Origin of the sequence: Metasolibacillus sp. FSL H7-0170, assembly GCF_038593115.1 — a bacterium.
Taxonomy (GTDB): Bacteria; Bacillota; Bacilli; order Bacillales_A; family Planococcaceae; genus Metasolibacillus; species Metasolibacillus fluoroglycofenilyticus.
Window position 1 is genome coordinate 3,185,962 of the sequence record NZ_CP151964.1, and the last position, 15,844, is coordinate 3,201,805.

The 15,844-nt window shown below is 39.0% G+C and carries 13 protein-coding genes; 10 read left to right on the plus strand and 3 right to left on the minus strand.

What is annotated here, in order from left to right; translation table 11 throughout:
* Positions 1-494: 494 nt before the first annotated feature.
* The 3 genes from MHH70_RS14900 to MHH70_RS14910 all read left to right on the plus strand — a co-directional run bounded on the left by MHH70_RS14900 (position 495) and on the right by MHH70_RS14910 (position 3,692).
* Positions 495-1,619 carry a serine hydrolase gene (locus MHH70_RS14900; RefSeq protein WP_342471853.1) on the plus strand — a complete coding sequence of 375 codons (1,125 nt, stop codon included), beginning with the start codon at positions 495-497 and terminating at the stop codon, positions 1,617-1,619.
* A 90-nt stretch (positions 1,620-1,709) separates the two neighbouring features.
* Positions 1,710-2,207, plus strand: a complete 498-nt coding sequence (locus tag MHH70_RS14905) for a DUF1456 family protein (protein ID WP_066164675.1) — start codon at positions 1,710-1,712, stop codon at positions 2,205-2,207.
* Between the two features lie 258 nt (positions 2,208-2,465).
* A complete protein-coding gene (locus tag MHH70_RS14910) occupies positions 2,466-3,692 on the plus strand; it encodes an IS110 family transposase (RefSeq protein ID WP_342473200.1) in 1,227 nt (408 codons plus the stop codon).
* A gap of 259 nt (positions 3,693-3,951) precedes the next feature.
* Here MHH70_RS14910 and MHH70_RS14915 read toward each other — a convergent pair whose 3' ends face one another.
* The gene (locus MHH70_RS14915; RefSeq protein WP_066164679.1) at positions 3,952-4,347 is read right to left on the minus strand and encodes a helix-turn-helix transcriptional regulator; all 396 of its coding nucleotides are present in this window, start codon (positions 4,345-4,347) and stop codon (positions 3,952-3,954) included.
* Positions 4,348-4,489: 142 nt separating this feature from the next.
* Between MHH70_RS14915 and MHH70_RS14920 the strand changes: the two genes are divergently transcribed.
* The 3 genes from MHH70_RS14920 to MHH70_RS14930 all read left to right on the plus strand — a co-directional run bounded on the left by MHH70_RS14920 (position 4,490) and on the right by MHH70_RS14930 (position 8,348).
* The gene (locus MHH70_RS14920; RefSeq protein WP_066164681.1) at positions 4,490-5,098 is read left to right on the plus strand and encodes a restriction endonuclease subunit S; all 609 of its coding nucleotides are present in this window, start codon (positions 4,490-4,492) and stop codon (positions 5,096-5,098) included.
* A 172-nt stretch (positions 5,099-5,270) separates the two neighbouring features.
* Positions 5,271-6,383 carry a GGDEF domain-containing protein gene (locus MHH70_RS14925; RefSeq protein WP_342471854.1) on the plus strand — a complete coding sequence of 371 codons (1,113 nt, stop codon included), beginning with the start codon at positions 5,271-5,273 and terminating at the stop codon, positions 6,381-6,383.
* A gap of 69 nt (positions 6,384-6,452) precedes the next feature.
* Positions 6,453-8,348 (plus strand): PrkA family serine protein kinase, encoded by a 1,896-nt coding sequence (locus MHH70_RS14930; protein ID WP_342473216.1) that lies wholly within the window; start codon positions 6,453-6,455, stop codon positions 8,346-8,348.
* A gap of 176 nt (positions 8,349-8,524) precedes the next feature.
* Here the strand turns inward: MHH70_RS14930 and MHH70_RS14935 are convergent, their stop codons facing one another.
* Positions 8,525-9,361, minus strand: coding sequence for an alpha/beta hydrolase (locus MHH70_RS14935; RefSeq protein WP_342471855.1), 837 nt, complete (start codon positions 9,359-9,361; stop codon positions 8,525-8,527).
* A gap of 528 nt (positions 9,362-9,889) precedes the next feature.
* On the opposite strand from MHH70_RS14935, the gene yhbH reads away from it, so the two are divergent.
* The 3 genes from yhbH (at position 9,890) to MHH70_RS14950 (ending at position 12,798) form a co-directional block, all read left to right on the plus strand.
* Positions 9,890-11,041 (plus strand): sporulation protein YhbH, encoded by a 1,152-nt coding sequence (gene yhbH / locus MHH70_RS14940; protein WP_342473217.1) that lies wholly within the window; start codon positions 9,890-9,892, stop codon positions 11,039-11,041.
* A complete protein-coding gene (locus tag MHH70_RS14945) occupies positions 11,041-12,405 on the plus strand; it encodes a SpoVR family protein (RefSeq protein ID WP_342471856.1) in 1,365 nt (454 codons plus the stop codon). The genes yhbH and MHH70_RS14945 overlap by 1 nt, the downstream gene beginning before the upstream one ends.
* 90 nt (positions 12,406-12,495) lie before the next feature.
* Positions 12,496-12,798 carry a DUF1805 domain-containing protein gene (locus MHH70_RS14950; protein ID WP_066164960.1) on the plus strand — a complete coding sequence of 101 codons (303 nt, stop codon included), beginning with the start codon at positions 12,496-12,498 and terminating at the stop codon, positions 12,796-12,798.
* 336 nt (positions 12,799-13,134) lie between these two features.
* On the opposite strand, the gene MHH70_RS14955 is transcribed toward MHH70_RS14950, so the two are convergent.
* On the minus strand, positions 13,135-14,793 hold the full coding sequence (locus tag MHH70_RS14955) for a ribonuclease J (protein WP_342473218.1): 1,659 nt from the start codon (positions 14,791-14,793) through the stop codon (positions 13,135-13,137).
* A gap of 153 nt (positions 14,794-14,946) precedes the next feature.
* Between MHH70_RS14955 and MHH70_RS14960 the strand changes: the two genes are divergently transcribed.
* On the plus strand, positions 14,947-15,819 hold the full coding sequence (locus tag MHH70_RS14960; RefSeq protein WP_107943616.1) for a radical SAM/SPASM domain-containing protein: 873 nt from the start codon (positions 14,947-14,949) through the stop codon (positions 15,817-15,819).
* Positions 15,820-15,844 lie beyond the last annotated feature (25 nt).

Here is a 15,844-nt window from a genome sequence, read left to right on the forward strand (position 1 = left end):
TATAAAAAGGATATGGATGCGTGTGTTTTAAGGTAGAGAATGCACTGTTAATAAAGGATTTACTTGTTGATTGGAGTGAAGGGGGGCGAGTGCTCCTGCGATTACTCGTCGCAAAGCAAAGCCTTCCAGCAGGACAAAGTGTAGGGAGGCTAAAACCGCCGCGTCCTGCGGCAACGCCTCCATGACCAACATCCTGTTGACCTCGAGCTGAAAATCCATTTATTTCGGTGATAACCGAAATAAATTAGTTGAGGTCGTGCCTGCGGAAAGCGTCCCCCGCAACGGAAATCAACAAATTTCCTAGGCTCTTTTTGTAAAATAAAGGCTAATCAACACATCTGGCTCTTTATTAAAATAATACCTATTTTCCCCATTGCTTTTAAGCTACCTCGTGCCCCGTTTATTTTTTTCAACAAACTGACAGCGATAGCATGAAACTTTAAAAGAGATAAAACGTAAAGGTATTAATTAGAAATAAAGGGAGGGGCACTCAATTGAAAATAGTTATATGGAGCATTGTAAGTATCGTCATTGTGCTTGTTCTAATAGTCGGCATAGGGATGTATATGTTCGATAAAGAAATAAAAGCTGAACAACCTGAATATATCATTGATTTTCTAAAAGAAAATGCAGCGAAAGGTAATGTTGCCATGGTGATTAATTACAATGATGAGCATTGGGTTAATATTAATGAGAAGGAGCCATTACCTTTAGCAAGTACGGTAAAAATTATTGTTGCAATTGAGTATGCACAGCAGGCAGCTGACGGGAAAATTGACCCGAATCAAATCATCAGCTTAGAGGAGCTGGATAGATTTTATATTGCTAAAACAGATGGGGGGGCACATGAGGCTTGGCTAACCGAGGTGCAAAAGGAATATGAGAAAGAGGGAGTTCCATTGTATGAGGTAGCAAATGGAATGATTGCCTATAGCTCAAATGCCAATACGGATTATTTAATCTATCGATTAGGCTTGGAAAATTTGAATGAAACATTAAAGAAATTAGAGCTAGTTCATCATGATGAGATTTATCCATTAACAAGTCCGTTATACATACCATTTCAGTTAATGAGCGAGCAAAGCTTGTCTAGTAAGGAATTGCTAGTAGCGATGCAAGAGATGGATATGGATGAGTACCGACAACGAGCAACTGCTATTCATAAAAATTGGCTTACAGAGCCATTGACTGAGCAAGAGAAGGAACAAGTACAAAAAACATTGACAATGGATATTCAAAAGGTTTGGTCAGACCGACTACATCGTTCTACAACAAAGGACTATGCTGCGATTATGAAAAAGCTAAATGATAAATCTTATTTTAGCGAAGAGGTTTATAAATATCTTGATCCGGTCATGGAGCAATTAATGCAACGACCGAGTAATAGTGAGTTATTTGCACAGCTAGGGCAAAAGGGCGGTTCAACAGCATTTGTTTTAACAATTGCTATGTATGCAACAGATAAGGAACAAAACAGGACAGAGTTAGCCTTCTTTGCAAATGATTTATCAATATGGGAGCAAACAAAGTTAGCTAAAAACTTGAATAGCTTTCAATTAGCCTTTTTAACAGAAGAACAGTTTCGTGTAAAGGTGAGAAGTGAACTAGTTGGGCTTTGAGAAACCTTTGTTGTTTACTAATGCTAACGAATATCAAATTTTTTTGATACAATAAGGTGAAACTTCAAGCAGTAAGGAGACATATATTTTATGACAAACAACGATATTTTAATTCGCCTACGCTATGCGTTTGATATTAAAAATATAGATATGATAGAAATTTTTAGGCTTGGTGGTATAGGAGTCACAAAGGATGATGTGATGAATATGCTAATTAAGGTGAAAGAAGATGATGAAGCACCTGAAAATTATAAAAAATGTAATAATAAAATGCTTGAAGCATTTTTGAATGGTTTTATTACATTTAAACGGGGCCCTCAGCTTACGGCTGAAGGGGAACCAGTAGCACCACCAAAAGCGACAGGTCAGGAAAGCTCGAATAATATACTATTTAAAAAAGTGAAAATCGCCTTGGCATTAACGAGCGAAGATGTTATTGCGCTAATCGATGATGGTGGAGGTATTAAAGTGTCGAAGGGTGAGATTGGGGCAATTTTACGCAATCCAAGTCATAAAAATTATAAAGAATGTGGCGATAGCTTTGCACGTTACTTTTTAAGAGGGCTAACAAATAAATATCGCGCATAGTATTGCATCATAAAAAACATACTAACATTAGTAGTACAAACCAAGGCCATGGTTTGTGCTACTATTTTTTTATAGTAGAAGTGAAGGAAAGTCGAACAGCTCTTGGGATCATTTTAGAATCCGTATTAAAAACCGACTGACTTCACACCCTTATTTGAATCAGTTTAGTATGTTGGGTCCAAGAGATCGTGTAGAAGAAAATGGAATCGGTAAGGCACTGTGAAGACTTCTATGATTGGCTAAAAAGGAGAAAGTATGATGAAACATGTGGTTGCGTTAGATGTGAGTAAAGGAAAAAGTACCATTGCGATTTATAATCCGTATCGTCAATGTGAATTTGAAGGTGAACTGAATCATACACGTATGGACTTTGAACAATTACATAAGCGAATGAAAGAAATAGCGGAGCGTGACGGTCAAGCACCTGAAATCGTTTTTGAAGCGACAGGTGTTTATTCAAAACCATTGGAAACGTTTCTAATCGATTATGGCTACACCTATTGTCGGATGAATCCACTTGAAGCGAATCTACAAATGGCTTCGATGCGTCGAAATAAAACCGATAGTAGTGATGCGCATGAGTTAGCGAAAACCCATTTTAAAATGGAGCGTGAGCCGACCTATGTGCAGGATGATTATTATGAACAGATGCGTGGACTTACACGTTATTATGATGAGATTGATGAAGAAATCACGCGATTAAAAAGTCGAATGCATGCGTTATTACATTTGAGTTTTCCGGAGTTGGAAGCACTCATTACACCAAGTTCGGCCCTGTTTTTAAATATTGTTCAGCTCTATCCACATCCAGCCCTGTTACTGGCGCATTCGAAAACAGTCATTAAAAATCGGTTAAAAGCCAATACACGAAAAAACCTATCATTCGCACGTGCTAAGGCAAAAGCAGAATGTTTACTAGAGGCTGCTCAAAATAGTTATCCAGCCATTAAAGCTACCGATATTCGTTGTGATCAAATTCGTGACTACGCAGCTCGTATCATGGATTTAGTTGAGAAGAAGGAAACACTTGTGAAACAAATGGTGGAGATGTCACAGGAACGCAAAGAATACCAAGTGCTTCGTTCGATTCCGGGCGTTGGCGATACAACAGCTTGCCGATTAATCGGTGAATTAGGGGATATTCGCCGCTTTCAGAATGCGAAACAACTAAATGCGTATGTAGGTATTGATATTATGCGTTATCAATCGGGTAACACGCAGTATCGTGATCGTATCAATAAAAGAGGAAATAAGAAGCTACGAAAGATTTTATTTTTTATGATTTGTACGATGATTACGTTACGGAAAAAGACTAACAATCACCTGGTAGATTATTACGATAAATTAAAAACGCAACCTCAGAGAAAGCCTCATAAGGTTGCGATTGTCGCCTGTATCAATAAGTTTCTGAAAATGACGTTTCAGTTAATGACACAAGGCATTCTGTACGATTATGAGTCCGCACTACCAGCTCAGAAATCGTAACCAAAGTAAATTAACTATAGCACAATGACCTTTCGAAAAAAAGAAAATTCGTGAGGTCTCTTTGGCATGCGCAATTTTTTTGTGAGGGTGGGGGTACCCCCACCCTCACAAAAAAGTCTTTTCAAAACTTTAATTATTTTCTTAAAAACTATTGACTGGAGGTAAGAAGAAAGGGCTGTCCGAAAGTTTTTTTCGGGCAGCCTTTAAATATTTGCTAAAAATTATTACTTCTGCGATTACCAGCCGTAAAGGGAGTGCCTCAAAATGGCTTGTCTGACACACCCTTCTTTTTTATTTGGGCATCCATCGTATCTAAAAAATCCTTAGTAATGCGAACGACATATTTTACTTCGTCTAAGTTACGGTCTCTAAGAAGTGAATGATGGATGCTCAACATTAAATTTTTCTCTTCGATATCTGCAACATTTGCTAAAGTTTGAAAATTAAAAAGTTCATCTGGTGCAATATCTAATGCATGCATTAAGCTTTCTAGCGTGCTTAATGTAATATTTGATTGCCCATTTTCGATATTGGAAATACGTCCTTTACTAAAGCCAATTTTACCTGTTCTTTCTGCTACTTCCTCTTGACTCAATCCCTTTGCAATTCGAATTGCACGAAGCTGTTCTCCCACTAGCTTTAAAAAATCTGACATATCATTTCACCTCTAAGTTAAAAGCTAGTGAAAAACATTTTAAATGGAGATACCTTTAAAATAGTACATTAAGTAAAAGTTATATTATAATGGTACAAATGAAGTAGGATATATTAATTATATAAATAGGAGGAGTATTTCAATGCAACAATATAAATTGGGGGATATTGTAAAGGTTGTAGCAGGAACAGCTATACCACCTACATGTTTTTTCAATAATGAGGGCATATCGTTAATAAATAGTAAAAATTGGGGACTGCTGGCAAGTATGCAACACTTACCGAAAATTCAGCCTGATGCGAAACAGGATATGTATTTAACGAAAGTGCCGGCAGGAGCAATTTTAATATATCCAGTGCAAGGCGCATATCATATTTGCCAGCAGGAGCTCTACATTGGAGAAAATATTATGGCTATTATCCCAAACGAATCAATTATTTTAAGTGAATATTTATTTTATTATTTACAGGCACAATCATTGGAATTTGAAGAGTTTGAGCAGCAAATTATAGAGCTTCCTACAATTGAAACGCAGCAGGAGATTATCACTCACTTAGTGAGATGGCAAGCTATTTCTGAGCAAGTACAAACTATACTTACAGCATTGCCGCAATTAGAGCAATATATGCTAACAGAAAATCTATATTGGCTACGACTACAAAAAGAACAGCAAGAATTAACAGAGAAATTTAATTGGATGGGCGATATACATAAAATATTACTGTATACGATGCGAAAACAGGTAAATTGAATATTTAATTTCTTTCAGCGGGCATCCCGACACTCGCTGAAAAAGAGAAACTCAATCTTCGAATGCATCGATTGAGTGACCGACCTCATGTTGACCAGAGTTTTTAAAAAGGAAATCCGCTGAATCAAAACTAAAGTTAACCTGATAATTTCTGTATAGGGGGAGGAGTGTAATGGAAATCGCCATACAACAAATTAATAAAAAATTTACAATGCAAAATATGTATCGTGCTAAATATTTTGCTTGGATAGCCATTATATTTGAGTCGCTATTAATTGTAATAAACGTTGTGCAAAGTAAAGTTACTTGGAATATTTATTTGTTTTTTTATTTGCTTTTGCTTGTATGCTCTATTTTATTTCTTTTGTTGTTAAATACAATAGATAAAAAACTACATCATTATCGGTTAATCAAATACACTATGTGGGGTTATTATTGCTTTACACTGATGTGGGGAGCCACAATTACTTTGTTAGACCAAAATTCTTACGGGCAAGTAACTGCCTATTTAATTAATTTATTTGGTGTCGCAATTATGTACCATGTACGTCTAAAATATTTTATTTTTCTCCAAAGCATTCCTACGCTCTACTTGCTAGGTGGCTTAGCTATTACACAGCTTGATAAAGCAGTTGTATTTGCGCATATGATTAATATTGTATTATTTATTGTTATTAGTGCGGTAGGCTCTTATTTCATTTATCAAGGCTATTATAAGCTGTTTGAGCAGGAGCAACTATTATTACAAGCAAATAATCAATTGGCAGGGATGAATGGTGATTTGCAATTATTAGCTACACATGACGAGCTAACAGAGATGCCCAATCGCCGTGGCTTATATGATTATGTAGAGGCTACAATGGGCACTGGGCCACGCCATGTAACAGCGATGTTATTGGATATCGATGCCTTCAAGCATTTTAATGACTATTATGGCCATTTAGAGGGGGATAAGGTATTGCGGGAAGTTGCCGCGATTTTGAAGGAGCTTGCGGGGGAAGGTTATTTCGTAGGACGCTTTGGCGGAGAGGAATTCATTTATTTAATGTTTGATATGGAACGTAAAACGGCGCTACATTTTGCGAATAAAATATGCAAAGTGGTTGAGCGACAGCGTATTCAACATAAGGCTTCACCAATTTTGCCATATGTGACCGTTAGTATTGGGATTGCTGTGAATCCCCTTTGCACAAAGGATGATTTGCATCAATTATTTCAGGATGCGGATGCTGCATTATATAGCGCTAAAAAAGCTGGACGTAATCGCGCGGAGCTATCTATATAGAATAATTGGTAATCAACAACCGGCCACGTTCATACGATGTAAAATAAAGGCTTGAATGGAGGAAAAGCGATTAGCATTTTAAATAAAATTAAAAATTACAGGGAAGAAGAAAATCGCCTGAAGTGGGAAGGTAGCTTTGCGGATTATTTGGAAATTATTAAAGAGCGACCAGAAGTTGCACAAACTGCTCATTCACGTGTTTATAATATGTTAAAAACTGCAGGTGTCGAGGAGCAGGATGGACAAAAGATGTATCATTTTTTTGGCCACGAAATATTTGGATTAGAGACGGCTCTTGAACGATTGGTAGAGGAATATTTCCACCCTGCTGCAAAACGACTCGATGTGCGCAAGCGAATTTTATTGTTGATGGGGCCTGTGAGTGGCGGGAAATCCACGATTGTGACGATGCTAAAACGAGGCTTGGAGCGCTTTACACGTACAGAGAGCGGAGCGGTTTATGCCATTAAAGGCTGTCCAATGCATGAGGACCCATTACATTTAATTCCCCATCATTTGCGAGATGCTTTTTATGAGGAGTACGGGATTCGGATTGAAGGAAGCTTGTCACCATTAAATACGATGCGCCTTGAGCAGGAATATGGCGGACGCATTGAGGAAGTGCGAGTGGAGCGTATTTTCTTTTCGGAGGATCGCAGAGTAGGAATAGGTACATTTACCCCATCTGATCCAAAATCGCAGGATATTGCCGATTTAACGGGGAGCATCGATTTTTCGACGATTGCCGAATATGGCTCGGAGTCTGACCCGCGTGCTTATCGCTTCGATGGGGAGCTGAATAAAGCAAATCGAGGTATGATGGAGTTTCAGGAGATGCTTAAGCTCGATGAAAAGTTTTTATGGCATTTATTATCATTAACGCAGGAGGGCAATTTTAAAGCAGGACGCTTTGCTTTAATTAGCGCGGATGAATTGATTGTTGCCCACACAAATGAAACCGAATACCGCACATTTATCGCCAATAAAAAGAATGAGGCTTTACATTCACGTATTATCGTTATGCCGATTCCTTATAATTTAAAGGTGAGCCAAGAGGAGCGTATTTATGAAAAAATGATTCATGACAGCGATATGGCACATGTACATATCGCACCACATGCGCTCAAAGTTGCTGCGATTTTTTCTGTTTTAACGAGATTAGAAGTGCCGAAAAAACAAGGTGTCGATGTTGTTAAAAAGATGCGTCTTTATAACGGGGAGAGCATCGAAGGTTATAACGAGGTCGATATCGAGGAATTGAAAAAGGAATATCCAAATGAAGGAATGCAAGGCATTGACCCACGCTATGTAATTAATCGGATTTCCTCCGCTATTATTCGTAAGGAAGTACCATCAATCAATGCATTAGATGTGCTACGTGCCTTGAAGGACGGCTTAGACCAGCATGCCTCTATTTCAGAGGAGGACCGTAAAAAATATATGAATTATATTGCGGTCGCTCGTCGAGAGTATGATGAAATCGCGAAAAAGGAAGTGCAAAAAGCCTTTGTTTATTCCTACGAGGAATCTGCTAAAACATTATTGAACAACTATCTTGATAATGTCGAGGCATTTTGCAATAAAAACAAGCTGCGAGACCCATTAACAGGTGAAGAAATGAATCCAGATGAAAAGCTAATGCGCTCAATTGAGGAGCAAATCGGTGTATCTGAAAACGCGAAAAAGGCATTTCGCGAGGAAATTTTAATTCGCTTATCCGCCTTTGCAAGAAAGGGCAAGCGCTTCGATTATTATTCGCATGACCGCCTACGTGAAGCGATTCAGAAAAAGTTATTCGCTGATTTGAAGGACGTCGTAAAAATTACAACCTCCTCACAAACACCAGACGAGGCACAATTGAAAAAAATCAACGAGGTTGTCGCAACGCTCGTCGATGAGCACGGCTACAACACAACCTCAGCCAACGAGCTACTGCGCTACGTAGGCAGTTTATTGAATCGTTAAGGAAAGGGAGCGCCCAAAAGGTTGTGCAGTTGCCGACTTAATCCAAATTTTAAGAACGTGGAATAAATCTAAAAAAACGTGGAATAAAGGCTCGGAAACGTGGAATAAAACCTTAAAAACATGGAATAGAAACCAAAAAGAGCAGTGTGGGAAGCGATTTTCCCATACTGCTCTTTTTACTTAAAAGTCGTTGCTATAAATTGATGGAATTCTTTTTCTTCTTCGATGAAAGGCGAGTGATTACTCTGTCTAAAGGTTTGCAGTGTAGCATTCGGCATAAGTTCGGCTGCCTCTGCAGAAAATTCATACGGGCATTGTGCATCGTGCAAACCGCAGTAAATATAGGCTTTCGTAACAGTATCCGGCAATTCAGGTCGCAGGTCATATGTAGGTAGCTCTTCATATGAAAAGTAATCAAGCCGTTTTGATACGGTTTTTCCACTATTAGGACGGCTTAACATCGTGTCATAATGCTTTTCATGATAGAGGGACATTAAAGCCCATTCTTTGTTACCAGCACGTCTTTCTTCAAGTGTCGATTGTGGATTTCTAAGCATCGCAATAATTTCCTTAATGCGCGGATTATTAGAGTTAGTTGGGCAATAGATACTGCTAGGATGTCGCATATATTCAGAAGAAGCACATAACCCTCCAGCAACAATATGTACAAGACTATTTGGATACATCGTGGCGTATTTTAATGCCAGCATTCCCCCAGTTGAGTGCCCAGCAAATATCCATTTCTCCAATCTAAGCGCCAGACGAATTGCTTCTAAATCATCAACTGTATGTCCCATGCTATAGTTAAACTTAGAAAGGTCATCTGTAGAATTGCCACAGCCTCTTAAATTAACTAAATAGACTGTCGCATGCTCCGTGAACAAATCTGCAAATATATTACCTCGTACATCATATTCACTATATAGATGTGTAACACATACTGGTTGTCCATGCCCTTTTTTAAACACCTCAAAAGTGCCACGCACTGTTTCAATCATACATTGCTCCCACATTTGCAATACCTTCTTTCTAGTTTTCTCTATTTCTATTATACAGCGATTAACGTCTTTCAACACTGTTTTCTGGAACGAGTAACCGCAGGAGCAAACTCTTTTTGTATCGACAGCGAAGTATCGAATGCAGAAATTGCCATCTTCATAGATGGCAGTTAAAATGCATCTATTAGGCTATTTTTCAGCAGGTGTTCAAACATTTGTTGAAAAATAGGAACCCAGTCTAAGGTCATTACAAACTAAAATAACGGCTGAGTAATCAACATCGTGTTGGCTAGACTTCTGGCGAATATCACAGATTGGTCTGCACGGCGTAGGTCAATTATTGTGGCGGCGTTAGGTTAGCCTTCTCCCCATTTGCTCGAAAAGAGTTTGGACAAGAGCTAGCTGGAGCGTAGTTGATTTTAATCATAACTGATTTATTTCAAGAATAAAGTTCAAAATTTGGTCAAGGGTGCATAGTATAAAGTGAAACTTCAATCAGTAAGAGGTTTCAAAAAAGCGAATTTGCAGATGGGTGTGGATAAAATGAGTGACAAGCAGCAACATCAGTTCATTATCTCAAAAGAAAATTGGTCCCTCCATCGTAAAGGATATCAGGACCAAGAACGCCATCGACAGAAAATTGACGAGGCAATTAAAAATAATTTACCAGAGTTAATTAGTGAGGAAAGCATTATTTTGTCTAAGGGGCGAGAGGTGATTAAAATTCCAATTCGTTCTTTAGATGAATATAAAATTCGTTACAATACAGATAAATCAAAGCATGTTGGGCAAGGACAGGGGGAGAGCCAAGTTGGCGATGTCGTTGCGCGGGATGGTAAAGCACAGCAAGGACAAGGAAAAGAGGCAGGCAAGGAAGCGGGAAAAGACTATTACGAGGCAGAGGTGCGGCTGGAGGATGTGGAGGAAATATTATTTCAACAGCTAGCCTTGCCTAATTTACAACAGAAAGAAGTAGCAAATATAGCGACAAATAAAATTGAGTTTAACGATATTCGTAAAAAGGGTCTAATGGGCAATATCGATAAAAAGCGGACTATTTTAACGGCAATTAAACGTAATGCGATGAAAGGAAAGCCGGCAATTAACCCTATTCACCAAGATGATTTACGCTTTAAAACATGGGATGAGGTTGTGAAACCAGAATCGCGTGCAGTTGTATTAGCAATGATGGATACAAGTGGTTCGATGGGGATTTTTGAAAAGACTTGTGCACGAAATTTTTTCTTTTGGATGACGCGTTTTTTACGTACGAAATATAGTGCTGTTGATATTGAATTTATCGCCCACCATACAGAGGCGAAAGTTGTAACGGAAGAGGAGTTTTTCACGAAAGGTGAAAGCGGCGGCACGATTTGCTCCTCAGCCTATGCTAAAGCATTGCAATTAATAAATGAAAAATACCCACCATCACGCTACAATATTTATCCGGTTCATTTTTCAGATGGAGAAAATCTATCATCAGATAACGAGCGCTGTCTACAATTAATAGAGCAATTAATGGGAATTTCTAGCATGTTTGGTTATGGCGAGGTGAATGCCTATAGTAGAACATCTGCACTAATGTCCGCTTATAGTAAAATTGAGCATCCGAAGTTTCGCCATTATATTATTAAGCGAAAATCAGAGGTTTACGATGCGCTAAAAAGCATTTTTAAAAAAGAAGGAGTGCAGTAATGGAAAAGGCGCTGCAAAAAGCGATTGACGAAATTACTGAGGTGGCAACTGGTTTTGGCTTAGATTTTTTCCCGATGCGCTATGAAATTTGCCCTGCAGATATTATTTATACATTTGGTGCTTACGGTATGCCTACACGTTTTACGCATTGGAGCTTTGGCAAGCAATTTCATCGCATGAAGCTACAATATGATTTAGGCTTAAGTCAAATTTACGAACTTGTTATTAATTCAAATCCTTGCTATGCATTTCTCCTTGATACGAATACATTAACGCAAAATAAATTAATTATTGCACATGTGCTAGCGCATTGCGATTTTTTCAAAAATAATGTGCGTTTTTCCAACACGCGCCGCGACATGGTGGAAAGTATGACCGCAACAGCAGAGCGCATTGCTAAGTATGAGCTGTTGTACGGTAAAGATGAGGTGGAACAGTTTTTAGATGCAGTGCTAGCGATTCAAGAGCATATTGACCCAGCTATTATCCGTCCGCAAATCGTAGAGGAAGAAAAACAGGAAGCCCCAAATATTCGCTATACGCCATACGATGATTTATGGCATATCGACGAGCCACGTCAAAAGCCCGAGTCGCCACAAAAAAAGAAAGCATTCCCACCAGAGCCAGAAAAGGATTTGCTTATTTTTATTGAACAGCATAGTCGAGAGCTTGAGGATTGGCAGCGTGATATATTGACGATGATGCGGGAGGAAATGCTTTATTTTTGGCCACAGCTTGAAACGAAAATTATGAATGAGGGCTGGGCAACCTATTGGCATCAACGTATATTAAGAGAGCTAGATTTAACAACGGCGGAAACGCTAGATTATGCAAAATTGAATGCGGGCGTCGTACAGCCATCAAAAACATCGATTAATCCATACTACCTCGGTCTGAAAATTTTTGAGGATATTGAGGAGCGCTATAATAAACCGACAAAGGAGATGCAAAAGCGCGGTATTAAGCCGAACTCAGGACGGGAGAAAATATTTGAAGTGCGAGAAATCGACTCAGACACATCCTTTCTGCGCAATTATTTAACAAAGGAGCTTGTGGAGCGAGAGGATTTATACGTATTTGCGAAAGAGGGCAACGAATATCGCATTACCGATAAAGAATATGAATCTATAAGCAATCAATTAGTATCGATGCGTGTCAACGGTGGCTTCCCATATATTGTTGTGGTGGATGGAGATTTTAAACGAGGTGGCGAGCTCTATTTAAAGCATTGTTATGAAGGGATGGAGCTAGACCAGCAATATTTAGAGGAAGTGCTACGTTATATTTATAAATTATGGGGGCGCCCAGTGCATTTAGAAACGTATGTTGATGGTGAGATTGTGATGTTCTCATGTAGAAAATAGTGCCAGGCACTCACACAATTTACACACAATTTCGTAGGCACATCTTTTCACTTGTTGCCATATGTATACAACAAGAGAGGAGAGGTGCATATCGTCGCAATTGAAGCTTTGCATATTAAGGGACATTCTTTTACAGCAGTCACGGTTTATTTGCCAAACACAACTTTATTAACCGTGTCGAATGATCAGGGCTATATAATGTGTGGTGCGCTTGATATTACGTTATTAAATGAGCGTTTAGCCGAACGTAAAATTATTGCTGGACGCGCGGTCGGGGTAAAAACAATTGATCAATTGTTAAAGGCGCCCCTCGAATCCGTCACATATGAAGCAGAAAAACAGGGGATTGTACCCGGAATGACGGGAGAGGAAGCGCTACTAAAGATGATTTAACTTCTTTCAACAATATTTACTGCGACGAGTAATCGCAGGAGCCGATGTTTACTACGACAACAATAGTGACAATACCGCAGAAACAAAATTATTTTTATAGTGAAAGGGAGATTTCCGTTTCTTCGCTTTCATTTAGAGAGGGGCTGTCCAAAAAGGCAACCCCGTCTTTTCAATTTTCATTTATTCACTTTCATTCGAAGGGAAATCTGCTAAATCGAGTGATTCTCCTATTTTCAAAGAATCCACTTGCTATTTTATCCGAGTGAATTCTTTCAAGAAACACTACCAACAGCGTGCAAAAAGCTGGCAACTGCACGATTTTTTGCACGCCCTTTTTCAAACGGCAATAATAATTGGCAAAATCATTGGTTTTTTACGTGTTACAGTGAAAAGGTATTGACCAACTGATTTTTTGATGGCGTGCTGCATACCTCTAATATTTATATCTTTAAATGGCTGAATAGATGCGAGGACGAGGTCGTTTATTTCCAACAGTAGGCCCTCTGCATTTTTTGCATAAACAAAGCCTCGTGAAATCGTGTCAGGGGCAGCTAGTGGTTGTCCGTTTTCTTGATCAAGAGTTAAGACGATAACGAGCATGCCATCTTCAGCTAGCTGCTGACGATCGCGCAGGACGATATTTTCAACCTCTCCAGTGCCTACTCCATCCACATATGTTTCTCCAGCGTGAACAAGGCGTGTTTGCTGCGCGGTGGAGTGTATAAAATCGACAACCTCTCCGTTTTTCAAAATGAAAATGTTTTCAGCCTCTACACCAACCGATTGCGCTAACTGTCGGTGTTTGTAAAGCATGCGATATTCCCCGTGTATCGGAATTAAATATTTAGGCTTCATAAGTGTCAGCATGAGCTTTAAATCTTCTTGATAGCCGTGTCCAGAAACGTGCATGCCTGTTGTGCTAGCTGAGCCGTAAATAACATTTGCACCGAGATAAAATAAATCGTCGATAATTTTAGAAACATTTTTTTCATTTCCCGGTATAGGTGAAGTTGCAAAAATAACTGTATCGTTTTGGTGCACTTGCAAGTCGCGCTGTCGCCCATTAGCTAAACGGGCAAGTGCAGCAAGTGGCTCGCCCTGACTCCCAGTACATAAAACGACAATTTGCTCTGGAGCAAGGTGCTGGGCCTCGCGTACATCGACTAATAAGCGATGTGGAATGCGTAAATAACCTCGCTCAATGGCGACAGATACGACATTTACCATACTGCGCCCGAGTAAGACAAGCCTGCGATTTGTGTCAATCGTTGCTTCAACGATTTGCTGTATCCGATTGACGTTGGAGGCAAAGGTCGTCACGAAAATTTTATTTGTCGCCTTCGTGAAAGCATCTTTTAGATTTTCACCTACAAGCTGCTCGGATGGTGTCATACCAGGGCGCTCTGCATTGGTGCTTTCAGAAATAAGCGCCAGTACTCCTTGTTCTCCAATAGCCGCCATTTTATGAATATCAGACGCTTTATCGTTGACGGGCGTGAAATCAAATTTAAAATCTCCCGTATGCACAATATTTCCTTGTGCTGTCTGAAAAACAACGCCTAAGCAATCGGGTATACTATGGTTTATGTTAAAAAAGCTAATTGTTGCTGATGAAAATTGCAGGCTTGCATTTTCATCAATTTCGATTAACTGTGTGTCCCGTAAAAGCTTATGCTCCTTCAATTTCAATTCAATTAAGCCAAGTGTAAAACGACTTGCATAAATAGGCACATTCAATCTTTGTAAAACATATGGAATTCCACCAATATGATCCTCGTGCCCATGAGTTACAATCAGTGCACGAATACGGGCATGCTGCTGCTGTAAATAAGTGATATCTGGAACGATTAAATCCACGCCTAACAAATTATTATTCGCAAATTTAGCGCCGCAATCAATAATAAAAATATCTTCCTCACATTCAATTACATACATGTTTTTGCCAATTTCATTCATACCGCCTAAAGCATAAATTGCTAGTGTATTTTCAGTCATAGTCAAGATACATTCCTCCTCTTCTTAAATATGGCTACGAAAGAGAGGAAATATACAGGAAAGTTGCGTTTGCCAGTGAAGCATTTCACATGCAAAGAAATAAAAATTTGATAAGATAGAGTAGGCGAATAATTTTGAAATGGTGATTTATATATGAAAACATTTAAAAAAGTGTATATCGAAATAACAAGCGTTTGCAATTTAGCCTGTAGCTTTTGCCCACCAACTGCAAGAGCAAAAGGCTTAATTAAATTAGAGCAATTTAATAAAATATTAGATGAAATTAGGCCACATACAAAATATATCTATTTACATGTAAAGGGAGAGCCATTACTTCACCCACGCATTGATCAGTTGCTTGATGCCGCACATGAAAAAGGCTTTAAAGTTAACATTACAACGAATGGCACACTCATTAAAAAAAATTTCCACAAGCTATTAGGGAAGCCTGCTTTGCGCCAAATTAATTTTTCCCTCCACAGTTTTGACGGTCATGAAGGTTCTGAAAATCGAGAAAAATATTTAGGTGATATTTTACATTTTGTACGTGAGGTTCAACAGCATAATGTCATCATCTCCTATCGATTATGGAATTTACAGAAAAATGAGGTTCCCGATATTGTGGCAAGAAGAAACCGAGAAACGTTAGAAATGCTTGAACGCGAATATCATTTAGACTATTTGATTGAGGAGCGTGTGGAGCCGGGGAAGGGTATAAAAATTGCACGCAATATTTATTTAAACCAAGACCATGAATTTAGGTGGCCAAGCCTTCTAGCACCAGAGGATGACGGCAAAGGCTTTTGCCATGCACTTCGTAGCCATGCTGCTATTTTAGTAGATGGGACAGTAGTTCCTTGTTGTCTAGACGGAGAGGGCGTTATTGATTTAGGAAATATCCATGAAACATCGTTTAGCGATATTGTCGATAGTGAGCGGGCGAATCGCATCGTAGAGGGTTTTTCTCGCCGTGAGGCAGTAGAGGAATTATGTAAGAAATGCGGTTATCGTCAAAAATTCGGTTGATTGTCCATTAGCAAATTGTTTAAGT